19 protein-coding genes are annotated in these 19,588 nt (G+C 67.5%); 13 read left to right on the top strand and 6 right to left on the bottom strand.

Annotated elements, in window-relative coordinates:
* Window positions 1–151: 151 nt before the first annotated feature.
* The gene (gene pyrF / locus M2432_RS09320) at window positions 152–928 is read left to right on the top strand and encodes an orotidine-5'-phosphate decarboxylase (protein ID WP_280826525.1); all 777 of its coding nucleotides are present in this window, start codon (window positions 152–154) and stop codon (window positions 926–928) included.
* 74 nt (window positions 929–1,002) lie between these two features.
* Here the strand turns inward: pyrF and M2432_RS09315 are convergent, their stop codons facing one another.
* Window positions 1,003–1,377, bottom strand: a complete 375-nt coding sequence (locus M2432_RS09315; protein WP_280826498.1) for a hypothetical protein — start codon at window positions 1,375–1,377, stop codon at window positions 1,003–1,005.
* A 541-nt stretch (window positions 1,378–1,918) separates the two neighbouring features.
* Between M2432_RS09315 and mihF the strand changes: the two genes are divergently transcribed.
* The 5 genes from mihF (at window position 1,919) to metK (ending at window position 5,806) form a co-directional block, all read left to right on the top strand.
* Window positions 1,919–2,236: an integration host factor, actinobacterial type gene (gene mihF / locus M2432_RS09310; protein WP_011894593.1), complete on the top strand. Its 318-nt coding sequence runs from the start codon at window positions 1,919–1,921 to the stop codon at window positions 2,234–2,236.
* Window positions 2,237–2,274: 38 nt separating this feature from the next.
* A complete protein-coding gene (gene gmk, locus M2432_RS09305; protein ID WP_280826497.1) occupies window positions 2,275–2,829 on the top strand; it encodes a guanylate kinase in 555 nt (184 codons plus the stop codon).
* An 83-nt stretch (window positions 2,830–2,912) separates the two neighbouring features.
* On the top strand, window positions 2,913–3,197 hold the full coding sequence (rpoZ, locus tag M2432_RS09300; RefSeq protein WP_280826524.1) for a DNA-directed RNA polymerase subunit omega: 285 nt from the start codon (window positions 2,913–2,915) through the stop codon (window positions 3,195–3,197).
* Between the two features lie 32 nt (window positions 3,198–3,229).
* Entirely contained in the window at window positions 3,230–4,483 is a 1,254-nt protein-coding gene (gene coaBC, locus M2432_RS09295) for a bifunctional phosphopantothenoylcysteine decarboxylase/phosphopantothenate--cysteine ligase CoaBC (protein WP_280826496.1), read from the top strand.
* Window positions 4,484–4,597: 114 nt separating this feature from the next.
* Window positions 4,598–5,806 (top strand): methionine adenosyltransferase, encoded by a 1,209-nt coding sequence (gene metK, locus M2432_RS09290; RefSeq protein ID WP_280826495.1) that lies wholly within the window; start codon window positions 4,598–4,600, stop codon window positions 5,804–5,806.
* Window positions 5,807–5,961: 155 nt separating this feature from the next.
* Here the strand turns inward: metK and M2432_RS09285 are convergent, their stop codons facing one another.
* The 3 genes from M2432_RS09285 to M2432_RS09275 form a co-directional block, all read right to left on the bottom strand.
* Window positions 5,962–7,440: an NAD(P)/FAD-dependent oxidoreductase gene (locus tag M2432_RS09285; protein ID WP_280826494.1), complete on the bottom strand. Its 1,479-nt coding sequence runs from the start codon at window positions 7,438–7,440 to the stop codon at window positions 5,962–5,964.
* Window positions 7,441–7,547: 107 nt separating this feature from the next.
* Entirely contained in the window at window positions 7,548–8,510 is a 963-nt protein-coding gene (locus M2432_RS09280; RefSeq protein WP_280826523.1) for an alpha/beta hydrolase, read from the bottom strand.
* Window positions 8,511–8,525: 15 nt separating this feature from the next.
* Window positions 8,526–9,452, bottom strand: coding sequence for an alpha/beta hydrolase (locus M2432_RS09275; RefSeq protein WP_280826493.1), 927 nt, complete (start codon window positions 9,450–9,452; stop codon window positions 8,526–8,528).
* Between M2432_RS09275 and M2432_RS09270 the strand changes: the two genes are divergently transcribed.
* The 7 genes from M2432_RS09270 to M2432_RS09240 all read left to right on the top strand — a co-directional run bounded on the left by M2432_RS09270 (window position 9,451) and on the right by M2432_RS09240 (window position 17,137).
* Window positions 9,451–10,188: a lysoplasmalogenase gene (locus M2432_RS09270; RefSeq protein ID WP_280826492.1), complete on the top strand. Its 738-nt coding sequence runs from the start codon at window positions 9,451–9,453 to the stop codon at window positions 10,186–10,188. The two genes, M2432_RS09275 and M2432_RS09270, sit on opposite strands and share 2 nt — an antisense overlap.
* Window positions 10,185–12,185: a primosomal protein N' gene (locus M2432_RS09265; RefSeq protein ID WP_280826491.1), complete on the top strand. Its 2,001-nt coding sequence runs from the start codon at window positions 10,185–10,187 to the stop codon at window positions 12,183–12,185. The genes M2432_RS09270 and M2432_RS09265 overlap by 4 nt, the downstream gene beginning before the upstream one ends.
* A 252-nt stretch (window positions 12,186–12,437) precedes the next feature.
* Window positions 12,438–13,364, top strand: a complete 927-nt coding sequence (gene fmt / locus M2432_RS09260) for a methionyl-tRNA formyltransferase (protein WP_280826490.1) — start codon at window positions 12,438–12,440, stop codon at window positions 13,362–13,364.
* Entirely contained in the window at window positions 13,361–14,893 is a 1,533-nt protein-coding gene (locus tag M2432_RS09255; protein ID WP_280826489.1) for a transcription antitermination factor NusB, read from the top strand. The genes fmt and M2432_RS09255 overlap by 4 nt, the downstream gene beginning before the upstream one ends.
* 5 nt (window positions 14,894–14,898) lie before the next feature.
* Window positions 14,899–15,576, top strand: a complete 678-nt coding sequence (gene rpe, locus M2432_RS09250) for a ribulose-phosphate 3-epimerase (protein ID WP_280826488.1) — start codon at window positions 14,899–14,901, stop codon at window positions 15,574–15,576.
* A gap of 29 nt (window positions 15,577–15,605) precedes the next feature.
* Window positions 15,606–16,589, top strand: coding sequence for a bifunctional diaminohydroxyphosphoribosylaminopyrimidine deaminase/5-amino-6-(5-phosphoribosylamino)uracil reductase RibD (gene ribD / locus M2432_RS09245; protein ID WP_280826522.1), 984 nt, complete (start codon window positions 15,606–15,608; stop codon window positions 16,587–16,589).
* 311 nt (window positions 16,590–16,900) lie between these two features.
* Window positions 16,901–17,137, top strand: a complete 237-nt coding sequence (locus M2432_RS09240; protein ID WP_280826487.1) for a hypothetical protein — start codon at window positions 16,901–16,903, stop codon at window positions 17,135–17,137.
* Window positions 17,138–17,238: 101 nt separating this feature from the next.
* On the opposite strand, the gene M2432_RS09235 is transcribed toward M2432_RS09240, so the two are convergent.
* Together M2432_RS09235 and M2432_RS09230 are read right to left on the bottom strand one after the other, a co-directional pair.
* Window positions 17,239–18,816, bottom strand: coding sequence for an MFS transporter (locus M2432_RS09235; RefSeq protein ID WP_280826486.1), 1,578 nt, complete (start codon window positions 18,814–18,816; stop codon window positions 17,239–17,241).
* Window positions 18,816–19,529 (bottom strand): LppX_LprAFG lipoprotein, encoded by a 714-nt coding sequence (locus M2432_RS09230; protein WP_280826485.1) that lies wholly within the window; start codon window positions 19,527–19,529, stop codon window positions 18,816–18,818. Before M2432_RS09230 ends, M2432_RS09235 begins: the two co-directional genes overlap by 1 nt.
* Between the last annotated feature and the right edge of the window lie 59 nt (window positions 19,530–19,588).

Raw genomic sequence — 19,588 nt, 5'->3', positions numbered from 1 at the left:
ACGCGAGGAGCAATCAGGTTCCGGTGCACGCGAGGAGCAATCAGGTTCCGGTGCACGCGAGGAGCAATCAGGTTCCGGTGCACGCGAGGAGCAATCAGGTTCCGGTGCACGCGAGGAGCAATTGAGCTTCGGGACGCGGCTGTCGGCCGCGATGACACAGCGCGGGCCGCTGTGCCTGGGTATCGATCCGCATCCCGAGCTACTCACGGCCTGGGGTCTGCCGGTGTCGGCGAACGGCGTGGCCCGGTTCAGTGACATCTGTGTCGAGGCCTTTGCCGGGTTCGCAATAGTCAAGCCGCAGGTCGCGTTTTTCGAGGCCTACGGCTCAGCCGGATTCGCCGTGCTGGAACGCACCATCGCCGGACTGCAACAGGCAGGCGTGCTGGTGTTGGCCGACGCCAAACGTGGCGATATCGGGTCGACCATGGCCGCATACGCCCAGGCCTGGGCCGGTGATTCACCGCTGGCATCCGACGCCGTGACCGCGTCGCCGTATCTGGGTTTCGGCTCGCTGCAGCCGTTGTTGGACACCGCAGCACAGCACGGGCGTGGGGTTTTCGTGCTGGCGGCCACATCCAACCCGGAGGGGGCCAGCGTGCAGCGGGCGCTGGCGGGGGACAGGACCATCGCCCAAACGATCGTCGACGACGTCGCCGCAGCGAACACCGCCGGCGACGGCTCGGTGGGCGTCGTAGTGGGTGCCACGCTGGCGGATGTGCCCGACCTGAGCCGCCTCGGCGGTCCGGTGCTGCTTCCGGGCGTCGGCGCCCAGGGCGGCCGACCCGAGGCGCTGGCCGGGCTGGGCGGCGCGCAACGGGGAACCCTGCTGCCTGCGGTCTCCCGAGAGGTACTGCGCTCCGGACCCGACGTCGGCGCCCTGCGGTCGGCCGCGGAACGCATGCGCGATTCGGTCGCCTACCTGGCCTGAAACCCGGCGACAGTCCCATCGACAGCAAAACGGCTCACCACGATTGCGTGGTGAGCCGTTTTGCATAGCCTGCGTCAGAAGGGCATCCAGATCGGGCCGAGCTTGAAACCCCACCCGTTGTGGCCCGGGTCGAACACCGGGTTGATCCACTGGCCATTCCAGTTGAACGGCTGGTGGTCCCGGCGCGCATCATCGATGCCGCGGTGCTGCCAGTCGCGACCCTGGTCGTCGTGCCAGTCCGGTCCGCCGGGGCCGCCGGGGCCGTGATCGCCAGGTCCGCCGGGGCCGCGGTCGCCAGGTCCGTGGTCATCGTGCTGGCCGCACGGTGCCCCGGGCGGGCACGGACCACCCGGGTCGGCGTTGGCTGCGCCGAGCCCAATGCCGAACAGTCCGGCCAGGCCGATGCCTGCGGTCAGTGTCGATGCGGTCAAGGCCCGTTTGAAATTCATGGCTTCACTCCGTCTTCTGAGTCTGGTGGGGCGAAATCTCGCCGCACTGGTAGTGACGGTAGGAAGGCCTCATTTGTGCGCTCTTTGGCCGGCATGTGTGCCCCCTGTGTAGCCGATCACGGTTTGGATACGCGGTGTTGATCGACCAACTGTTCGCGGCGGCGCCGGTGCCGGGACCATTTGGAGCGCACCGACACGCCCGACACGCCGTGACCTGCGAAAATTTATCTTCACTGAGCTGTGCGACTGCCCGATTATCGGAATCTGGCCCGTTCGGCCTCCCGGCTGTGGACCGGGCTGCCCACCAAATGCCTTGATACGCAGGCGGATTTTGGTGGCGCCTGCCAAATCGCTGTCGCGCCGGCTCGCCGCCGGGGACCGCCCGCCGGCCGGTCGGATCGCCCTACACGCTGGACTTTTGGCCAGCTAACCCGGGGGTGGGGTTAGCGCTTGTCGGAATGCGTGGGTACGGTCGTCGTCGCTGGCTGGTTAACGACCAGCCGTGACGGAAATTATTGACGGCGAGATACGGAGGAACCCCGTGGCCCTTCCCCAGTTGACCGACGAACAGCGCGCGGCAGCGTTGGAGAAGGCTGCTGCCGCACGTCGAGCGCGTGCCGAGCTCAAAGATCGGCTGAAGCGTGGCGGCACCAACCTCAAGCAGGTCCTGACGGACGCTGAGACCGACGAGGTCTTGGGCAAGATGAAGGTTTCCGCACTGCTGGAGGCCCTGCCCAAGGTCGGCAAGGTCAAGGCGCAGGAAATCATGACCGAGCTGGAGATCGCTCCGACCCGCCGCCTGCGCGGCCTCGGCGATCGTCAGCGCAAGGCCCTGCTGGAAAAGTTCGACTTTTCCTGATCTGACGCACACCTGACGAGCAGTGGGGCCGGACGGCGATGAACCGTGTAGTTGTGCTGTCCGGCCCCTCTGCCGTGGGTAAATCGACGGTCGTGCGTTGTCTGCGAGAGCGGATGCCCGACCTGCATTTCAGTGTTTCCGCCACGACGCGTGCCCCGCGTCCCGGCGAGGTCGACGGTGTCGACTACACATTCGTCTCGGCCAAGAAATTCCAGCAGCTCATCGATAACGGTGAACTGCTGGAATGGGCCGATATCCACGGTGGCCTGCACCGTTCCGGAACTCTGGCACAGCCGATCCGGGAGGCCATGGCCGCCGGTCACCCGGTGCTTATCGAAGTCGATCTGGCCGGAGCTCGGGCGGTCAAGAAAGCCATGCCCGAGGCCCTGTCGGTCTTTCTGGCCCCGCCCAGCTGGGAGGTGCTGGAGAGCCGACTTACCGGCCGCGGCACCGAAACCCCCGAAGTCCAGGCCCGACGCCTGGATACCGCGCGAGCCGAACTGGCTGCTCAGGAGAGCTTCGATGTGACTGTTGTGAACAGTCAGTTGGAGTCCGCCTGTGCAGAATTGGTATCCTTGCTGGTGGACCGCTGATCGGTCTGAGCCCCGCGGCACAGACCACCCCGACAGCGCCTCAATCTTCACGCCGAACGCCGGGAGAATTTTTCGTGAGCACCATGGTCGAGAGCAACGACTCCGACGCCGCCACCGCCTACGACACGCCGCTGGGTATCACCAACCCGCCTATCGATGAGCTGCTGGATCGGGTGTCGAGCAAGTACGCGCTGGTGATCTACGCCGCCAAGCGCGCGCGCCAGATCAACGACTACTACAACCAGCTCGGCGACGGCATCTTGGAGTACGTCGGTCCGCTGGTTGAGCCCGGCCTGCAGGAGAAGCCGCTGTCCATTGCCATGCGCGAGATCCACGGCGACCTGCTCGAGCACACCGAAGGCGAGTAGATCGGGTCGGGCTGGATGGCCGGGGGTCGTACGTGACCAAGCGGATCATCGTCGGCGTGGCCGGCGGCATCGCCGCATACAAGGCTTGCACCCTGGTCCGTCAGCTCGCCGAGGCAGGCCATTCGGTCCGGGTGGTGCCGACCGAGTCGGCGCTCAAGTTCGTCGGCGCAGCCACCTTTGAAGCTCTGTCGGGCAATCCCGTCCACACCGGCGTGTTCGAGGACGTCCACGAGGTTCCGCACGTCCGGCTCGGCCAACAGGCCGATTTGGTCGTCGTCGCGCCCGCCACCGCGGACCTGATGGCGCGTGCCGCTTCGGGCCGCGCGGACGATCTGCTCACCGGCACCCTGCTGACCGCCCGCTGTCCGGTGTTGTTCGCCCCGGCGATGCACACCGAGATGTGGATGCACCCGGCCACGGTCGACAACGTGGCGACGCTGCGGCGGCACGGGGCAGTGGTACTGGAACCGGCCTCCGGACGTCTTACCGGGGCCGACAGCGGCGCGGGACGGCTACCTGAGGCCGAGGAGATCGCGACCTTCGCCCATCTGCTGCTCGAACGCGGTGATGCCTTGCCTCGGGACCTGACCGGCGTCAGGGCAGTGGTCACTGCCGGCGGTACCCGCGAGGCCATCGACCCGGTGCGCTTCATCGGTAATCGCAGCTCCGGCAAGCAGGGTTATGCGGTGGCCCGAGTGATGGCACAGCGCGGCGCCGACGTCACTCTGATAGCGGGGAATACGGCTGGCCTGATCGACCCGGCTGGTGTCGACGTGGTGCGCATCGGTTCGGCCGCGCAGTTGCGCGACGCGGTGTTCAAGTACGCGCCGGACGCTCACGTACTCGTGATGGCGGCCGCAGTCGCCGACTTCCGGCCCACCGAAGTAGCCACCAGCAAGATCAAGAAGACGCACGAGCCTGGCGAGGAAAACCAGGCACCTGTGATCGAACTCACACGCACCGATGACATCCTCGCTTCGGCGGTAAGCGCTCGCGAAGACGGACAGTTGCCCAATACGCGAGCTATCGTCGGGTTTGCGGCCGAAACAGGTGACGCCAACGGCGACGTGTTGTTCCACGCCAGGTCCAAACTGCGGCGCAAGGGCTGTGACCTGTTGGTAGTCAATGCGGTCGGCGATGGCCGAGCATTTGAGGTCGATGTTAACGACGGCTGGCTGCTGGCCGCCGACGGCACCGAGGGAACACTGGAGCATGGCTCCAAGACACTCATGGCCAGCCGGATCGTCGATGCCGTCGTGGCATTTCTACGTGGCAGCGCCGAGTAGCCGAATCACGGCTCTACGTGGTTATAACGGTTGTGCTTCGAGGAGGAACTCGCTGGGGTATAACCCTCTGCGGATACGATTTGTCGTACTAAGCATTACGAAAGGGATTTGGACGTGAGTGAAGGTCGGCTGTTTACCAGCGAGTCGGTAACTGAGGGCCACCCCGACAAGATTTGCGACGCCATCAGCGACTCGGTGCTCGACGCATTGCTGGCGCAGGATCCCAAGTCGCGGGTCGCGGTGGAGACGCTGGTGACAACCGGCCAGGTGCACGTCGTGGGCGAGGTGACCACCACCGCCAAGGAGGCGTTCGCCGATATCCCGCTGATCGTGCGCGACCGGATCCGCCAGATCGGTTACGACCATTCGGACAAGGGCTTCGACTACGCAACCTGTGGTGTCAACATCGGTATCGGCGCGCAGTCGCCGGACATCGCCCAGGGCGTTGACACCGCGCACGAAGCGCGGGTCGAGGGCGCCGGTGATCCGCTGGACGCGCAGGGCGCCGGCGACCAGGGTCTGATGTTCGGTTACGCGATCGACGACACCCCCGAGCTGATGCCGCTGCCGATCGCGCTGGCGCACCGCCTGTCGCGTCGCCTCACCGAGGTCCGCAAGAGCGGTGAGCTGGACTACCTGCGTCCCGACGGCAAGACCCAGGTGACCATCGAGTACCGCGACAACGTTCCGGTTCGGCTCGACACCGTGGTGCTGTCCACCCAGCACGCCGACGGCATCGATCTGGACGCCACGCTGGCCCCCGACATCCGTCAGCACGTCGTGGAATCCGTGCTGGCTGATCTGGCGCACCAGACCATGGACATCTCGGACTTCCGGCTGCTGGTCAACCCGACCGGCAAGTTCGTTGTCGGCGGCCCGATGGGTGACGCCGGTCTGACCGGCCGCAAGATCATCGTCGACACCTACGGCGGCTGGGCCCGCCACGGCGGCGGCGCCTTCTCCGGCAAGGACCCGTCAAAGGTGGACCGCAGCGCCGCGTACGCGATGCGCTGGGTGGCCAAGAACGTGGTCGCAGCCGGGCTGGCGCAGCGCGTCGAGGTGCAGGTCGCCTACGCCATCGGCAAGGCCGCCCCGGTCGGCCTGTTCGTCGAGACGTTCGGTACCGAGACCGTCGACCCGACTCGGATCGAGAAGGCCATCACCTCGGTGTTCGATCTGCGTCCGGGTGCGATCATTCGCGATCTGGACCTGCTGCGTCCCATCTACGCCCCGACTGCCGCGTACGGCCACTTCGGCCGCACCGACGTCGAGCTGCCGTGGGAGCAGACCAACAAGGTCGACGAGCTCAAGGCTTCGGTCTAGCTTTTCTGCGCGATGGCCCCGCACCCCCTGTGGTGCGGGGCCATCGGCATTTTCGCCCAGACCGTCACGTCACGGACACAGGTTGCAGGCGTGCGGATCTCCGCGAAAAGTTACCGGCATCGAAGAACTTTCATATGTGTTGCGGCAGTGCGCCGTTACGCGGTGAACCGGTAATCGTCGAGATCGAATCGACGACTACGCCAGTAGGCCTCCACGGTGGTGGCCGGCCGCAGCGGCACGTCGCCGTGCTTGTCGAAGTAGTAGCTGTTGGCCAGCGAACAGCTGTCCTGCCAGAACACCTGCCGGTGGCGTTTGCGCAGCATCTCGGCGAAATAGCGATCGTTGGCCTCCTGCGAAACCTCCACCCGGCGGGCACCGGCACGCTTGGCCCGCAGCAGGCACCGCACGATGTGGTGAGCCTGCGCTTCGATCAGGGCGAAGTACGACGATCCGACGTACCCGTACGGCCCCATAACGGTGAAGAAGTTCGGAAAGCCGGGAATGCTGACCCCCTCGTAGGCCTGCAATCGGTGGGTGTCCCAGAACTCTCCAAGGCCTTCTCCGCTCGGACCGGTCACCGGGAACGTCGGGACGCTGTCGACATCCATCACCTTGAATCCGGTGGCCAGGATGAGCACATCGATCTCGTGAGCCTGACCATCGGTGGTGAGTACTGCCTCTGCAGTGATCCGCTCGATGGATTCGGTTACCAGCGAGACGTTTTCGCGGTTGTAGGTGGACAGGTAGGTGTTGTGGAAGCCGGGCCGTTTGCAGCCGACGGCGTAGCGTGGGGTGAGCTTGTCGCGGATCACCGGATCGTGCACTTCACGACGCAGGTACGCCCGGCCAGTACGGGCCGCACCGTCGGCTAACGGGAACACGTTGTAGTACTGGACGGACAAGGGAAAGGTTAGTTCGACGTAGGCCTGGCTGGCCAGCCGCTGCAGCACCTTGCCACCGGGGATGCGCATGGCCCAGCGCGCCGCGGTCGGCAGCGGCCGATCGAGCTTGGGGAAACACCAGATGGGTGTCCGCTGAAACACCGTGAGCTGCTGCACGATTGGCGCTATCTCCGGAATCACCTGGACCGCCGACGCGCCGGTGCCGATGATCGCAACCCGCTTGCCGGTCAGATCGGCGCCGGAGTCCCAGCGTGCGGTGTGCATGGTGACCCCGGCGAAGTCCGAGACGCCTTGAATGTCCGGCAGTTTGGGCACGGTCAGCACCCCGCTGCCGTTGATCAGAAACCGCGCCGTGACGGTGCCGCTGTCGGTGTGCACCTGCCACAGATCGGCCTCGTCGTGGTACTCGGCACCGGTGACCTGGGTGCCGAACCGGATACGGTCGCGCAATCGGTACTTGTCGACACAGTGCTCGGCGTAGGCCTTGAGTTCGTGCCCCTTGGCGTAGGTGCGTGACCAGTCCGTGCTCTGCTCAAAGGAGAACTGGTACGAGAACGACGGAATATCCACGGCAACACCGGGATAGGTGTTCCAGTACCAGGTACCACCGGGGGCGGTGCCGGCTTCGATGATCAGGTAGTCACTTAGTCCGGCTCGGTCCAGCAGGATGCCGGCGCCGATGCCGGAGAATCCGGCCCCGACGATCACGGTGTGGAAATCCGGTGTGGTCATGAGCGATGATTCTCCCGCGACCAGAGGCAGTTGTCCCCAAAATCTCGGCGCTTCGGGGACATTTGAGCCCCCGCAATCGGGAGCTATGCCCGACTCGGCGGAAGCCGCTAGCCGTGCAAGGCGGTCTTCAACGCGGCCAGCCCGCGATTGGTGGCTTCGGTCGCTACCGGCGAGGCCAGGGCCAGGCTGACGTAGCCGTGCACCATGGTCGGTTCGTTGCTCCATTGCACCGGAACACCGGCTGCGGCAAGCAGTTCGGCGTACTTGGCGCCGTCGTCGCGCAGCGGGTCGTGTTCGGCCGTTCCGATGTATGCCGGCGGGAGGCCGGCCAGTGACTCGGCATTGGCCGGCGCCAGATCTGCGGGCAGCGTCGCTGGGTCAGTGATGTCTATGCCCGGCAGGTACCAGGTCAGGAATGCGTCAGCGACATCGCGGTTCAGCATCGGGGCGTCGGCGTTCTGGATAAACGACGGCAGTGAGACATCACCGGTGGTCGGCGGGTACCAGAGCAGCTGAAACACCAGCGCAGGCCCGCCGGCGTCCCGGGCCCGCAGCGCCATCACTGCCGCAATGTTGCCGCCGGCCGAGTCGCCGGCCACGGCGATGCGCGCGGGGTCGCCGCCCAGTTCGCTGGCGTGCTCACCGACCCACTGCAGCGCGGCCCAGGAATCCTTGATCGCGGCTGGGAACGGGTGCTCGGGCGCCAGGCGGTAATCCACCGACACCACGATGGCGTGCGCGCCAAGCACATGGGCGCGCGCAACAGCCTCGTGGCTGTCCAGGCTGCCGATCGCCCAGCCACCACCGTGGTAGAAGACCACCACCGGCATCGGGCCGGTTTCCCCATCGGTCGGAGGCCAGTAGATGCGGACCGGAATATCCCTGGCCGCACCGCAATCCAGCTCGCGATCCTCCGTACGCATCGCCGGCAGCAGTTCGGCGGGCAGCTGCATGGCCGCCAGCCTGGCCCTCGCCACCTCGACGCCGTCGTCGATGGTGAATTCCAGCGGGATCGCTTCGAGGACGCCCTTGATTAGCGGGTCGATGGCGGGGCGCGTGTTCTGCGTCACCTCGGAGGTCATGCCTCAGGCTAGCGCGGCCTTCAGGGCCGCCAGCCCGCGGTCGACCGCGTCAGTGGCGGTAGGTACCACTCCGTGGTAGCCCAAATAGCCGTGCACCAACGTCTCGGCATTGTGCACCTCGACGGAAACCCCTGCCGCGGTGAGTAATTCGCCGTACCGGATACCGTCGTCGCGCAGCGGGTCGTAACCGGCGACCGCGATGTAGGCGGGCGCCAGACCGGCGAGTGACTCGGCGCGCGCTGGTATCAGCGCTGCCGGAGCGTTGTGCAGGTCTGCGCCGCCGGCGTACAGGAGCGAGAATCCGCCGACCGAGTTGCGGTTCAGGATCGGCGCGTCGGCGTTCTCGGTGAACGACGGCAGCGAGGTGTCCCAGGTGGTAGCCGGATACCACAGCAACTGGGCCCGCAGCGGCGGCCCGCCCGCGTCACGGACCAGTTGCGCCACAACCGCTGCCAGATTTCCGCCCGCCGAATCACCCGCCACTGCAACGCGATTCGGGTCGCCATCGAGCTCATCGGCGTGCGCACGGACCCACTCGGTCGCCGCCCACACGTCGTCGACAGCCGCGGGGTACGGGTGCTCGGGTGCCAGTCGGTAGTCGACCGACACCACCACGGCGCCGGTGGCCACCGCATGCAGCCGCGCGGAGCCGTCGTAGGTGTCCAGATCACCGACCACCCAGCCGCCTCCGTGGAAGAACAGCACTACCGGCGCGGGCGTAGCGGCCTGCGGCGGCCAGTAGATACGGACCGGAACCCCCACGATCACCCGGTCCTCGGCGCGGACCTCCGGGTACACCGCGCTGCGCGGCAACGCGCGAAACCTGGCCCGCGCTTCTTCGGCGCCGCCGTCGATGGTCAATTGGAACGGCACCGCTTCCAGTACCTTTTTCAGGATGGGATCGAGTGCGGGGCGTTCAGAGTCCGACATGAGCTCACCGTACGCACCGCGCCAACTGTGGCGACTGTGGGTAGCCGCAGCGGTGGTCGCTGCGGGTTACGGCGTCTTCCTGATCGCGACGGCGCTGCGGCTACCGTCGGGCGCTGATTTGACCGGCCAGTTTGCGCTGCAGCCCGAGGTCAAGGCACTGCCGGCGCTGCTGTTGGCGGTCGCCGCCGCCGGACATTCGATCACCCGGGAGCGGCGCTGGCTGGTCGCCGCGCTGGTGTTCTCGGCGGGCGGTGACTTCCTGTTGGCCATGCCCTGGTGGCGGCCGGGGGGAGTGCCATCCTTTGTCTTCGGCCTGGGCTCGTTCCTGGTCGCGCACCTGTGCTTCCTGGCGGCGCTGGTTCCACTGGCTCGTCGCACCCCGGGGCGTACCGCCGCGGCCGCCGTGTTGGTGGTGGTCTGCATCGGACTGCTGATCTGGTTCTGGCCCAACCTGATCAGGCAGGGCATGGCGATACCGGTGACGGTCTATATGGCGGTTCTGGTCGCCATGGTGTGTGCCGCGCTGTTCGCGCAGCTGCCGACGCCCTGGACCGCAGCCGGAGCGCTGTGCTTCGCGGTGTCCGACAGCATGATCGGCATCAGCAAGTTCGTGCTGGGCGACGAGTCACTGGCAGTCCCGATCTGGTGGGCCTACGCCGCCTCTCTGCTGCTGATCACCGCCGGTTTCTTCGCGAAGCGGACGGTGTCTGCCCCGTCTGCTAGACCGGCTGCGTGACCGCCACCAGGACGCAGGCCGAGCACGAGCCCGTCGCCCGGGTGCTGCCCATGTTGTCGGTGCCGCACCTGGACCGCGACTTCGACTACCTGGTGCCCGCTGAACTGTCCGACGACGCACAGCCCGGGGTGCGCGCCAAGGTCCGGTTCAACGGCCGGTTGGTGGACGCCTTCATTCTCGAAAGGCGTTCTGACACCGACCATTCCGGCAAATTGGGGTGGATGGACAAGGTGGTCTCGGCGGAACCGGTGCTGACCGCCGAGGTGCGCAGACTGGCCGAAGCGGTCGCAGCCAGATATGCCGGCACCCGTCCCGACGTGCTTCGGCTGGCTGTCCCACCCCGGCACGCCACCGTCGAGAAGCAACCGCCACCGGACCTGCCGCCGCTGACGCAACGTGACGTCGACCATACGGGCTGGCAGCAGTACGGGCGCGGCGGACAGTTTCTCGATGCCCTTGCCCAAGGTCGCGCTGCCAGAGCGGTGTGGCAGGCGTTGCCGGGGGAAGACTGGGCCCAGCGGCTGTGTGAGGCGGCCGCCGTCGTGGTCAATGCCGGGCGGACGGCACTGCTCATCGTGCCCGACCAGCGCGACGTCGACGCCGTGCACACCGCGGCATTGAACCTGGTCGACGAGCAACGGGTGGTAGCCCTGTCCGCGGGGCTGGGCCCGTCGCAGCGCTACCGGCGATGGCTCTCGGTGCTGCGCGGTCAGGCCAGGTTGGTGATCGGAACGCGCAGTGCGGTGTTCGCGCCGGTGGTCAACCTCGGGTTCGTCGCGGTCTGGGACGACGGTGACGATTCCCTGGCCGAGCCGCGCGCGCCCTACCCGCACGCGCGCGAGGTGGCGATGCTGCGGGCCCACCAATTGCGTTGCGCCGCAATGATCGGCGGGTTCTCCCGTACCGCAGAGGCACACGCATTGGTACGCAGCGGCTGGGCTCATGACCTGGTGGCCACCCGCACTGTGCTGCGTGCCCACGCACCCCGGGTGATTGCCCTCGACGACGACGCACACGCTCACGAGCGCGACGCCGCGGCACACACCGCGCGGCTGCCTTCGCTGGCTCTCGGCGCCGCTCGAGCGGCGTTGTCAGCCGGTAAGCCGGTCCTGGTGCAGGTGCCGCGCCGCGGTTATGTCCCGGCATTGGCCTGCGCCAAATGCCGAGCCATCGCCCGGTGCCGACACTGCACCGGGCCGTTGTCGCTGCCCGACCGGGACACGACCGGTGCGGTGTGCCGGTGGTGCGGGCGCCAGGATGCGGCATTGCGCTGCAGCCAATGCGGCAGCGACGCGGTGCGTGCGGTTGTGGTCGGCGCCCGGCGGACTGCCGAGGAGCTGGGCCGGGCATTTCCCGGGACGACGGTCATCACATCCGGCGGGGACTCGGTGGTGCCGCAGGTGCCCGCAGCGCCGGCGGTGGTGGTGTCCACTCCGGGGGCCGAACCTCGAGCAGACGGTAGTTATGGCGCGGCCCTGCTACTGGACAGTTGGGCGCTATTGGGGCGCCAGGATCTGCGTGCCGCCGAGGACACCCTGCGCCGCTGGCTGTCAGCGTCGGCGCTGGTGTGCTCGCGGGCCGACGGCGGCCAGGTGGTGGTGGTCGCCGAGTCAGGCATTCCCACCGTGCAGGCGCTGGTGCGCTGGGATCCGATCGGACACGCCGAGGCCGAGCTGGACGGGCGGGCCGAGGTCGGGTTGCCACCGGCGGTACATCTGGCCGCTGTCGACGGCACGCCGGCCGCGGTGGCGGCCCTGCTGGCCGCGGCTGATCTCCCGCCGGACGGTGTGTTGCTGGGGCCGGTCGACCTGCCGTTCGGCGCGCGGCGTCCACCCGGCTTGGACCCAGCCGATCCGGTGGAGCGGATGCTGGTCCGGGTGCCGCGGGACCGCGGGCTGGTGTTGGCGACCGCGCTGCGGCACGCCATCGGCGTGGTCAGCGCGCATCGCGACCAGCAGCCGGTTCGGGTTCAGGTGGACCCGCCGAACATCGGCTGATTCGGGCGCGCGTCGGCTGGCTCGGCAGCAGTTTGGTGGTGGACGTGTCACAAATGACATGAGCACGGACGTAGGCGAGGATGACGTCACAACCAACCCGTGGAACCCCGGCCCGCCGCAGGGTTGGCAGCCGGGCCCGCCGCGACGGGGCCAACCGCAGCCGGTAGGGCCCCAGCCGGGCCAGTACCCGGTGGGGGCTTGGCCGCGGAGCATGGTCCGCAGGTCGGTGCTGGTTGGCTAGCCTGGTACATCGTGCGCATAGTCTTCGCCGGAACGCCCGAGCCCGCAGTGCCCGCGCTGCGTCGGCTCATCGACTCACCCCACCATGACGTCGTCGCGGTGCTGACCCGACCAGACGCAGCGGCCGGTCGTCGGGGCAAGCCCAAGCCGTCCCCGGTGGCGGAAGTTGCTCTGGCAGAAGGTATTCCGGTGCTGCGCCCGGATCGACCCAATGCCCCCGAGTTCGTCGCCGAGCTGGCAGAGCTGGCACCCGAATGCTGCGCTGTGGTGGCCTACGGCGCACTGCTTCGCGAGGAACTGTTGGCCGTACCTCGGCTGGGCTGGATCAACCTGCATTTCTCGGTGCTGCCGGCCTGGCGTGGTGCCGCACCGGTGCAGGCGGCTATCGCGGCGGGTGACGAAGTGACCGGTGCCACCACCTTCCAGATCGAACTGGCCTTGGATTCGGGACCGGTTTTTGGCCTCGTCACCGAAACGATTCGGCCGACCGACACCTCCGGTGATCTGTTGGCTCGGTTGGCCGAATCGGGTGCCGGATTGCTGGCCGCGACCATGGACGGCGTCGCCGACGGTGCACTGACCGCGGTCCCGCAGGCCACCGACGGGGTCACTGTGGCGCCCAAGGTCACGGTCGAGGATGCTCGGGTGCGGTGGGACCTGCCCGCCCATGTGGTGGATCGCCGGATCCGGTCGGTAACCCCTAATCCCGGTGCCTGGACCGAGATCGGTGAGTTGCGGGTCAAGCTCGGGCCGGTGACTCAGGTCGAGGCAGATCCGTTGGCGCCTGGGGCAATTCGGGTACAGAAGTCGGCGGTGCTGGTCGGCACCGGCAGTACGCCGGTGCAGTTGGGTACCGTGCAGCCGCCCGGCAAGAAGGCGATGAACGCCGCCGACTGGGCGCGCGGTGCACGACTGGAGGAAGGCGTGGTGGCGCAGTGAGTGAGCGACGCGAACACGGACAGGGACGTCGGCCGCAGCAGCGAGACGGCCAGCAGCGGGATAGGCAGCAGCGGGGCAGGCCTGGCCAGGGCGCGCCGCGAGACCGTGACCGCGGTCGGGACCCGGCCCGAACTCGGGACCGAACCGAGGACCGGGGGCAGCAATCGCGGCCACGCGGCCCGCGTCGCAAGCCCCTCGACCCGGCCCGGCGCGCTGCGTTTGACGTGCTGCGCGCGGTGTCGCAACGAGACGCCTACGCCAACCTGGCGCTACCGGCGTTGTTGCGCGAGCGCGCCATCACCGGCCGTGACGCGGCCTTCGCCACCGAACTGACCTATGGCACCTGCCGCAGCCTCGGCCTGCTCGACGCGGTTATCGAGCATGCCGCTGGGCGGCCAGCCAGCAACATCGACCCAGTGCTGCTGGACCTCCTGCGGCTTGGCGCCTACCAGTTGCTGCGTACCCGGGTCGACGCACACGCGGCGGTGGACACTACCGTCGAACAGGCTGGCATCGAATTCGACACGGCGCGTGCGGGTTTCGTCAACGGCGTGCTGAGAACCATTGCGGCCAAAGACGAAGCGGCCTGGGTGGCCGAGCTGGCGCCCGCGGCGGCCACCGACCCGATCGGACACACCGCCTTCGCCCATGCCCATCCCCGTTGGGTGGCACAGGCTTTCGCTGATGCGCTGGGTGCCGATGCCGCAGAGCTGGACGCCATGCTCGCCAGTGACGACGAACGTCCGATAGTGCACCTGGCAGCCCGGGCAGGTGAGATGACCGCTGAGGAGTTGGCTGCCGCGGTCGGCGGCGAGGTCGGCCGATACTCGCCGTACGCGGTGTACCTGCCCGGCGGTGACCCGGGCCAGCTGGATCCGGTGCGCGACGGCTGGGCTCAGGTGCAGGACGAGGGCAGCCAGCTGGTGGCCCGGGCGCTGACCGAGGTACCGCTGCAGGGATCCGACGAGCGCTGGCTGGACCTGTGCGCGGGGCCGGGCGGCAAGACCGCCATGCTGGCCTCGATCGCCGCACAGTGCGGGGCCACCGTCACCGCGATCGAACCGACCGCGCACCGCGCCGACCTGGTCGAGCGCAACACCGCGGGCATGGGTGTCGAGGTGCTGCGGGTGGACGGCCGCCAATCCGGCTTGGAGCCCGGATCATTCGACCGCGTGCTGGTCGACGCGCCATGCACCGGCTTGGGCGCGCTGCGCCGTCGTCCCGAGGCGCGCTGGCGTCGGCAGCCCGCCGATGTGCCCGGCCTGACCAAGCTGCAGCGTGAATTGCTCGCTGCAGCAATCAAACTCACCCGCCCCGGCGGCGTGGTGGTGTATGCGACCTGTTCGCCGCACCTGGCCGAAACGGTCGGGGTGATCGCGGACGCGGTGCGTCGGCAGCCGGTCGAGGCGCTCGACACCCGGCCGCTGTTCGCCCCTGCGGACCGGCTCGGTCCCGGCCCGCACGTGCAGCTTTGGCCGCACAGGCACGGCACCGATGCGATGTTCGCCGCCGCGCTCAAAGTAGTCTGACGGCCATGGCAGGACCCATGATCGCCCCGTCCATCCTTTCCGCGGACTTCGCTCGGCTCGCCGACGAGACCGCCGCCGTCACCGGAGCCGACTGGCTGCACGTCGACGTGATGGACAACCACTTCGTGCCCAACCTGACACTTGGGCTGCCGGTGGTGGAGAGCCTGCTCAAGGTCACAGACATCCCGATGGACTGCCATCTGATGATCGAGGACCCGAAGCGCTGGGCACCGCCGTACGCCGAAGCGGGCGCCTACAACGTGACCTTCCACGCCGAGGCCACCGATGATCCGCGGTCGGTGGCCCGCGATATCCGTGCGGCGGGGGCCAAGGCCGGGCTGAGCGTCAAGCCGGGTACCCCGATCGAGCCCTACCTGGAAATCCTCAAGGACTTCGACACGCTCCTGGTGATGTCCGTCGAGCCGGGCTTCGGCGGTCAGAAATTCATCCCGGAGGTGCTGCCGAAGGTCGCGGCGGTCCGTCGCCTGGTCGACGCCGGTGAGCTGACCATCGTGGTCGAGATCGACGGCGGCATCAACGCCGACACCATCGAGGCGGCCGCCGAAGCCGGCGTCGACTGCTTCGTCGCAGGTTCGGCGGTCTACAACGCGGCCGATCCGGCCGAAGCGGTGGCGGCCCTGCGGCGGCAGGCCGCGGCCGCCTCTCCGCACCTGGTGCTGTGACGCTCGACGGTCCGGTGATCGAGGCCGCAATGCGGCTGGCGATCGAACAGGCCGAAGCGGTCAAGGGTACGACCTACCCGAATCCGCCGGTCGGTGCGGTGATCCTGGACCGCGGCGGCGCTGTGGCCGGCGTCGGCGGCACTCAGCCGGCGGGGGAGGCACACGCCGAGGTGATGGCGCTGCGTCGAGCCGGGCGACGTGCCGTCGGCGGCACCGCCGTGATCACCCTGGAACCGTGCAACCATTACGGCCGCACCGGTCCCTGCGTCGATGCGCTGCTGGACGCCGGCATCGTCGGTGTGGTCTATGCGGTCGCCGACCCGAACCCGGTTGCGGCCGGCGGGTCGGAGCGGCTGGTCGAGGCGGGAGTGCGGGTGCAGCCCGGGGTGCTGGCCGAGGCGGTGGCCGGCGGGCCGCTGCGCGAGTGGTTGCACCGGCAGCGCACCGGTCGACCCCATGTGACGTGGAAATTTGCGGCCAGCGTCGATGGTCGCAGTGCGGCGGCCGATGGGTCGAGTCAATGGATCACCAGCGGTGCGGCCCGGGCCGACGTGCATCGGCATCGCGGCGTGGCCGACGCCATCGTGGTGGGCACAGGCACGGTGCTCGCTGACGACCCCACCCTGACCGCGCGGCTGCCTGATGGCTCGCTGGCTCCCCGTCAGCCTTTGCGGGTGGTGGTCGGAATGCGTGAAATATCCTCCGAAGCAAAGATTTTGAACGACGACTCGCGGACCATGGTTATCCGCACCCGAGACCCGCACGAGGTGATGCAGGCACTGTCGGACCGGACCGACGTGATTCTGGAAGGTGGTCCTGTGCTGGCCGGCGCCTTCGTTCGGGCCGGCCTGGTGGACCGGATTCTGGCTTATCAGGCGCCGATGTTGCTGGGTGGACCTATTACTGCGGTCGACGATGTAGGCGTCGCCAGCATCGGGCAGGCCCGGCGGTGGAGGTTCGACGGCATGGAGCCGATCGGGCCGGATATCCGACTCAGTTTGGTGCCGAACTAGCGGGTCAGACGCCATCGAGCGGCCTTTTCGGTTCGACGGATGGTTTTTCAGCACCGGCGGTTGCGTTTTTTCGCAATCGTCTGAGACGCGTCAGGCAGCGGTGGTTTCGATGTGATGCAGGCCACTTCCTACGGGCGACAATTCGGCCAGTCGTTATCGCTTTGAGATCAAGGGCGTCGCGTTCCCCCAGGAAGAGTCAATTGCACGCCCGTAAAATCGAGCCGACAGACCGAGTCGTCTGACTCGGCCGCCGATACCGCTGACACCGAAGTCAATTCCGCGGCGGCGAACACGAGCAAAGGATTACGAGCATGACTGCATTGCAGGACTGGCTCGGCTTTCGCCCGGGTGATGACGGCATGAAAGACGGGCTCAAGGACATGGTGTTCCGCCCGTTGCGGGCGGTGCTGAGCGTGGTCGAGGATTTCGACGACGCCGTTGACGGGGCGCTGGACCGGTTCACTACGCACACTGCGCCGCAGTGTGAGCGGCCCGACTACATTCCCGACAACGTGGTCCTGATGCGTCCAGGGCTGGAACGGTGCTAGCCGACCGCTGACGCCGGAGCCGACAAAATGACTGTGGCCCTAGATTTCAACGCACAAACGCGTCGAGTCTGGGGCCACACCCATATCTGCCTAACGCACCGCTATGTCACCGGAACGGGATCGGCCTCGGTGGCGGTATCGGGTTCCTCGGCGTGCTCTTTACGGCCCGCGATCAGCAGGCCCAGCACGGCACCGACGATGCAGATGATCGCGGTGATCTGGAATATCGATGCGTACTGCATGGCGTAGGCGGTGCGCACGTTGCGTTCGAGCTGCGCCGCCGCATCGGCCAAGCTGGTGGGCTTGTGGGTGGGCATGGCGGCCAGGTTCTGGTTGAACTTGTACAGGCCCCACGCCGACAGCGCAGCCATGCCGATCAGCATGCCGATCATCCGGGAGACCACCACGGCCGCAGAGGCGATGCCGTGCTGGGCGGTCGGCACCACGCGCAGTGTCGCCGAAGTCAGCGGCCCGATGACCAACCCGAGGCCGAAGCCGGCGATGATCAGATCGGTCGGCAATACGGGCAGCTTCATGGCTACCAGGCTGTGACTGGCCGTCAAGACGTCCATATGCCAGTGCGACACAAGCCAATACGCGAAGCCGGCAATTACAAGACCGGCGACCGCGACAATCCGGTCACCGATCCGGATGGCGATCCAGCCGCCGATCAGTGCCCCGACCGGAAGCGCGCCCAGGAACCACACCAGCTTGCCGACCGCCGTGTTCTGATCCAGGCCCAGCACACCCCGGCTGAACAGCTCGACGTTGACCAGTGTCACCATCAAGGCCGCACCCGCACACAGCGACGAGCCGAGCCCGGCCAGGAACGGCCGGAACCGCACCCCCTGCGGGTCGATAAGCCGGGTCCGGGCCATCTTCTCCCAGACGAAGAACGCGACCGCGGCGATCACTGCCGCGATCAGCAGCGGCGGGCCGTTTTCCGGCAGCACCTGCTTGCCGTCTGGGTTCGGGTTGTACAGACCCCAGGTAGCCAAGCCCAGCGACGCCGCCAGCAGCACGCCGCCGGTCACGTCGATGCGTTGCGGGGATTCGGACTCGCTGTGTTTCGGCAGGCTGATATGGATCAGCAGCATGGCCACGACCGTCAGGGGCACGTTGATCCAGAAGACATCGCGCCAGGTGTGCAGCAGCCACACCACCCCGACGCCGTACAGCGGACCGAGCACACTGCCCAGCTCCTGTGCTGCCCCGACGCCGCCGAGCACGCCGGCCCGGTTGCGGGCCGACCAGAGGTCGGCCGCCAGCGCCAACGTCACCGGCAGCAGGGCGCCGCTGGCGGTTCCCTGGATGGCCCGGCCGATGATCAGCTGGTTGAGCGGCTCGATCAGCTGGTTCAGGTCGGGAAACGAGCCGGACAACGCCGTCACGACCGAACCGATCGCGAACGCGGCCAGGCTGACCTGCAGGACCAGCTTGCGGCCGAACCGGTCCGACGCCCGGCCTAACAGTGGCATGGCCGCGATGTAGCCCAGCAGATACCAGGTGACGACCGGGGTGACCTGCTGAATCTTGTTCAGCGGGATGCCGACGCCGTCAGGCGGCTCCTTCATCATGTCGGTCATGATCGTGACCACGACGTAGGTGTCGAGGGCACCGAGCACGACCGCCAGACTGCCGGCCGTTATCGCGACCCAGCGGTCGGACGTCGCCCGCATTACTCGGACGGCTTGGAGACGGTGACCGGCTTACCCCAGTCGGTCAGGGTCATCTGGATGTTGTTGCCCGGGGTAACTTCCAGCTGCGCCTGCTCAAGCTGGTGGTTGCCGCCTTCTTCGATCCACGCGGTACCCGGCAGGGGTGCGCTGGCCTTGAGCTGCGGGGCGATCTTGTTGACCGCGTCGGCGCTGACCGTGCCGGTGATCTTGACCGTCGACACCCCGTTGATGGTTTCGCGGCCCTCGGCCTTCGGGTTCGAGAAGTTGGACAGGATGTTCGAGAGCCCGGTCTCAGGCCGCAGGATGGCCGAGACGTCATACACGTCGGCGGCCGGTCCGATCTCGATGGGCTGACCGCCGGAGCTCAGTGCGGCGTACAGGGTGCCGTCGACGACCACGAACGGTGCGCCCTTGATGGGGGCGCCGGCAAAGCTCAGGTCGGCCTCGCCCTTGGCGGCTACCGCCGGGGTCAGCGTCAGGTCGCCCGCGAGCCTGGACAGCGTCATCGACGGAATCTTGCCGTTGACCGTCAGCACCAAGTGCACGCTCTGCTGAGCGCGGGTGGTGTCAGCGGACTGCTTGAGCAGCCCCGCGGCATCCGGCAGCGGGGTCTGCGAGCCCTCTGACTTCGAACAACCGGAAGCCAGGAGAACGCCGGCGAGCACCACAGCGAAAAGAGAGAATAGGACAGCGAAGCGTTTGCGCGTCTGCATGCCCTGCATCGTATAGGTGTACGTGACGTGCTGGTCTGTGCGATGGGCGGGTAGAACGG

The sequence above is a fragment of the Mycobacterium sp. OTB74 genome (assembly GCF_029892685.1).
Classification (GTDB): Bacteria; Actinomycetota; Actinomycetes; order Mycobacteriales; family Mycobacteriaceae; genus Mycobacterium.
Note: the sequence above shows the minus strand (reverse complement) of the source record. Positions and strands in the feature narration are given on the sequence as shown.

Excerpts from the sequence above, each read along its gene's own strand:
- pyrF (WP_280826525.1), top strand. The coding sequence starts at position 152 with ATGACACAGCGCGGGCCGCTGTGCCTGGGTATCGATCCGCATCCCGAG.
- M2432_RS09315 (WP_280826498.1), bottom strand. The coding sequence starts at position 1,377 with ATGAATTTCAAACGGGCCTTGACCGCATCGACACTGACCGCAGGCATC.
- gmk (WP_280826497.1), top strand. The coding sequence starts at position 2,275 with ATGAACCGTGTAGTTGTGCTGTCCGGCCCCTCTGCCGTGGGTAAATCG.
- rpoZ (WP_280826524.1), top strand. The coding sequence starts at position 2,913 with ATGGTCGAGAGCAACGACTCCGACGCCGCCACCGCCTACGACACGCCG.
- M2432_RS09285 (WP_280826494.1), bottom strand. The coding sequence starts at position 7,440 with ATGACCACACCGGATTTCCACACCGTGATCGTCGGGGCCGGATTCTCC.
- M2432_RS09270 (WP_280826492.1), top strand. The coding sequence starts at position 9,451 with ATGAGCTCACCGTACGCACCGCGCCAACTGTGGCGACTGTGGGTAGCC.
- M2432_RS09275 (WP_280826493.1), bottom strand. The coding sequence starts at position 9,452 with ATGTCGGACTCTGAACGCCCCGCACTCGATCCCATCCTGAAAAAGGTA.
- rpe (WP_280826488.1), top strand. The coding sequence starts at position 14,899 with ATGGCAGGACCCATGATCGCCCCGTCCATCCTTTCCGCGGACTTCGCT.
- ribD (WP_280826522.1), top strand. The coding sequence starts at position 15,606 with ATGCGGCTGGCGATCGAACAGGCCGAAGCGGTCAAGGGTACGACCTAC.
- M2432_RS09240 (WP_280826487.1), top strand. The coding sequence starts at position 16,901 with ATGACTGCATTGCAGGACTGGCTCGGCTTTCGCCCGGGTGATGACGGC.
- M2432_RS09235 (WP_280826486.1), bottom strand. The coding sequence starts at position 18,816 with ATGCGGGCGACGTCCGACCGCTGGGTCGCGATAACGGCCGGCAGTCTG.
- M2432_RS09230 (WP_280826485.1), bottom strand. The coding sequence starts at position 19,529 with ATGCAGACGCGCAAACGCTTCGCTGTCCTATTCTCTCTTTTCGCTGTG.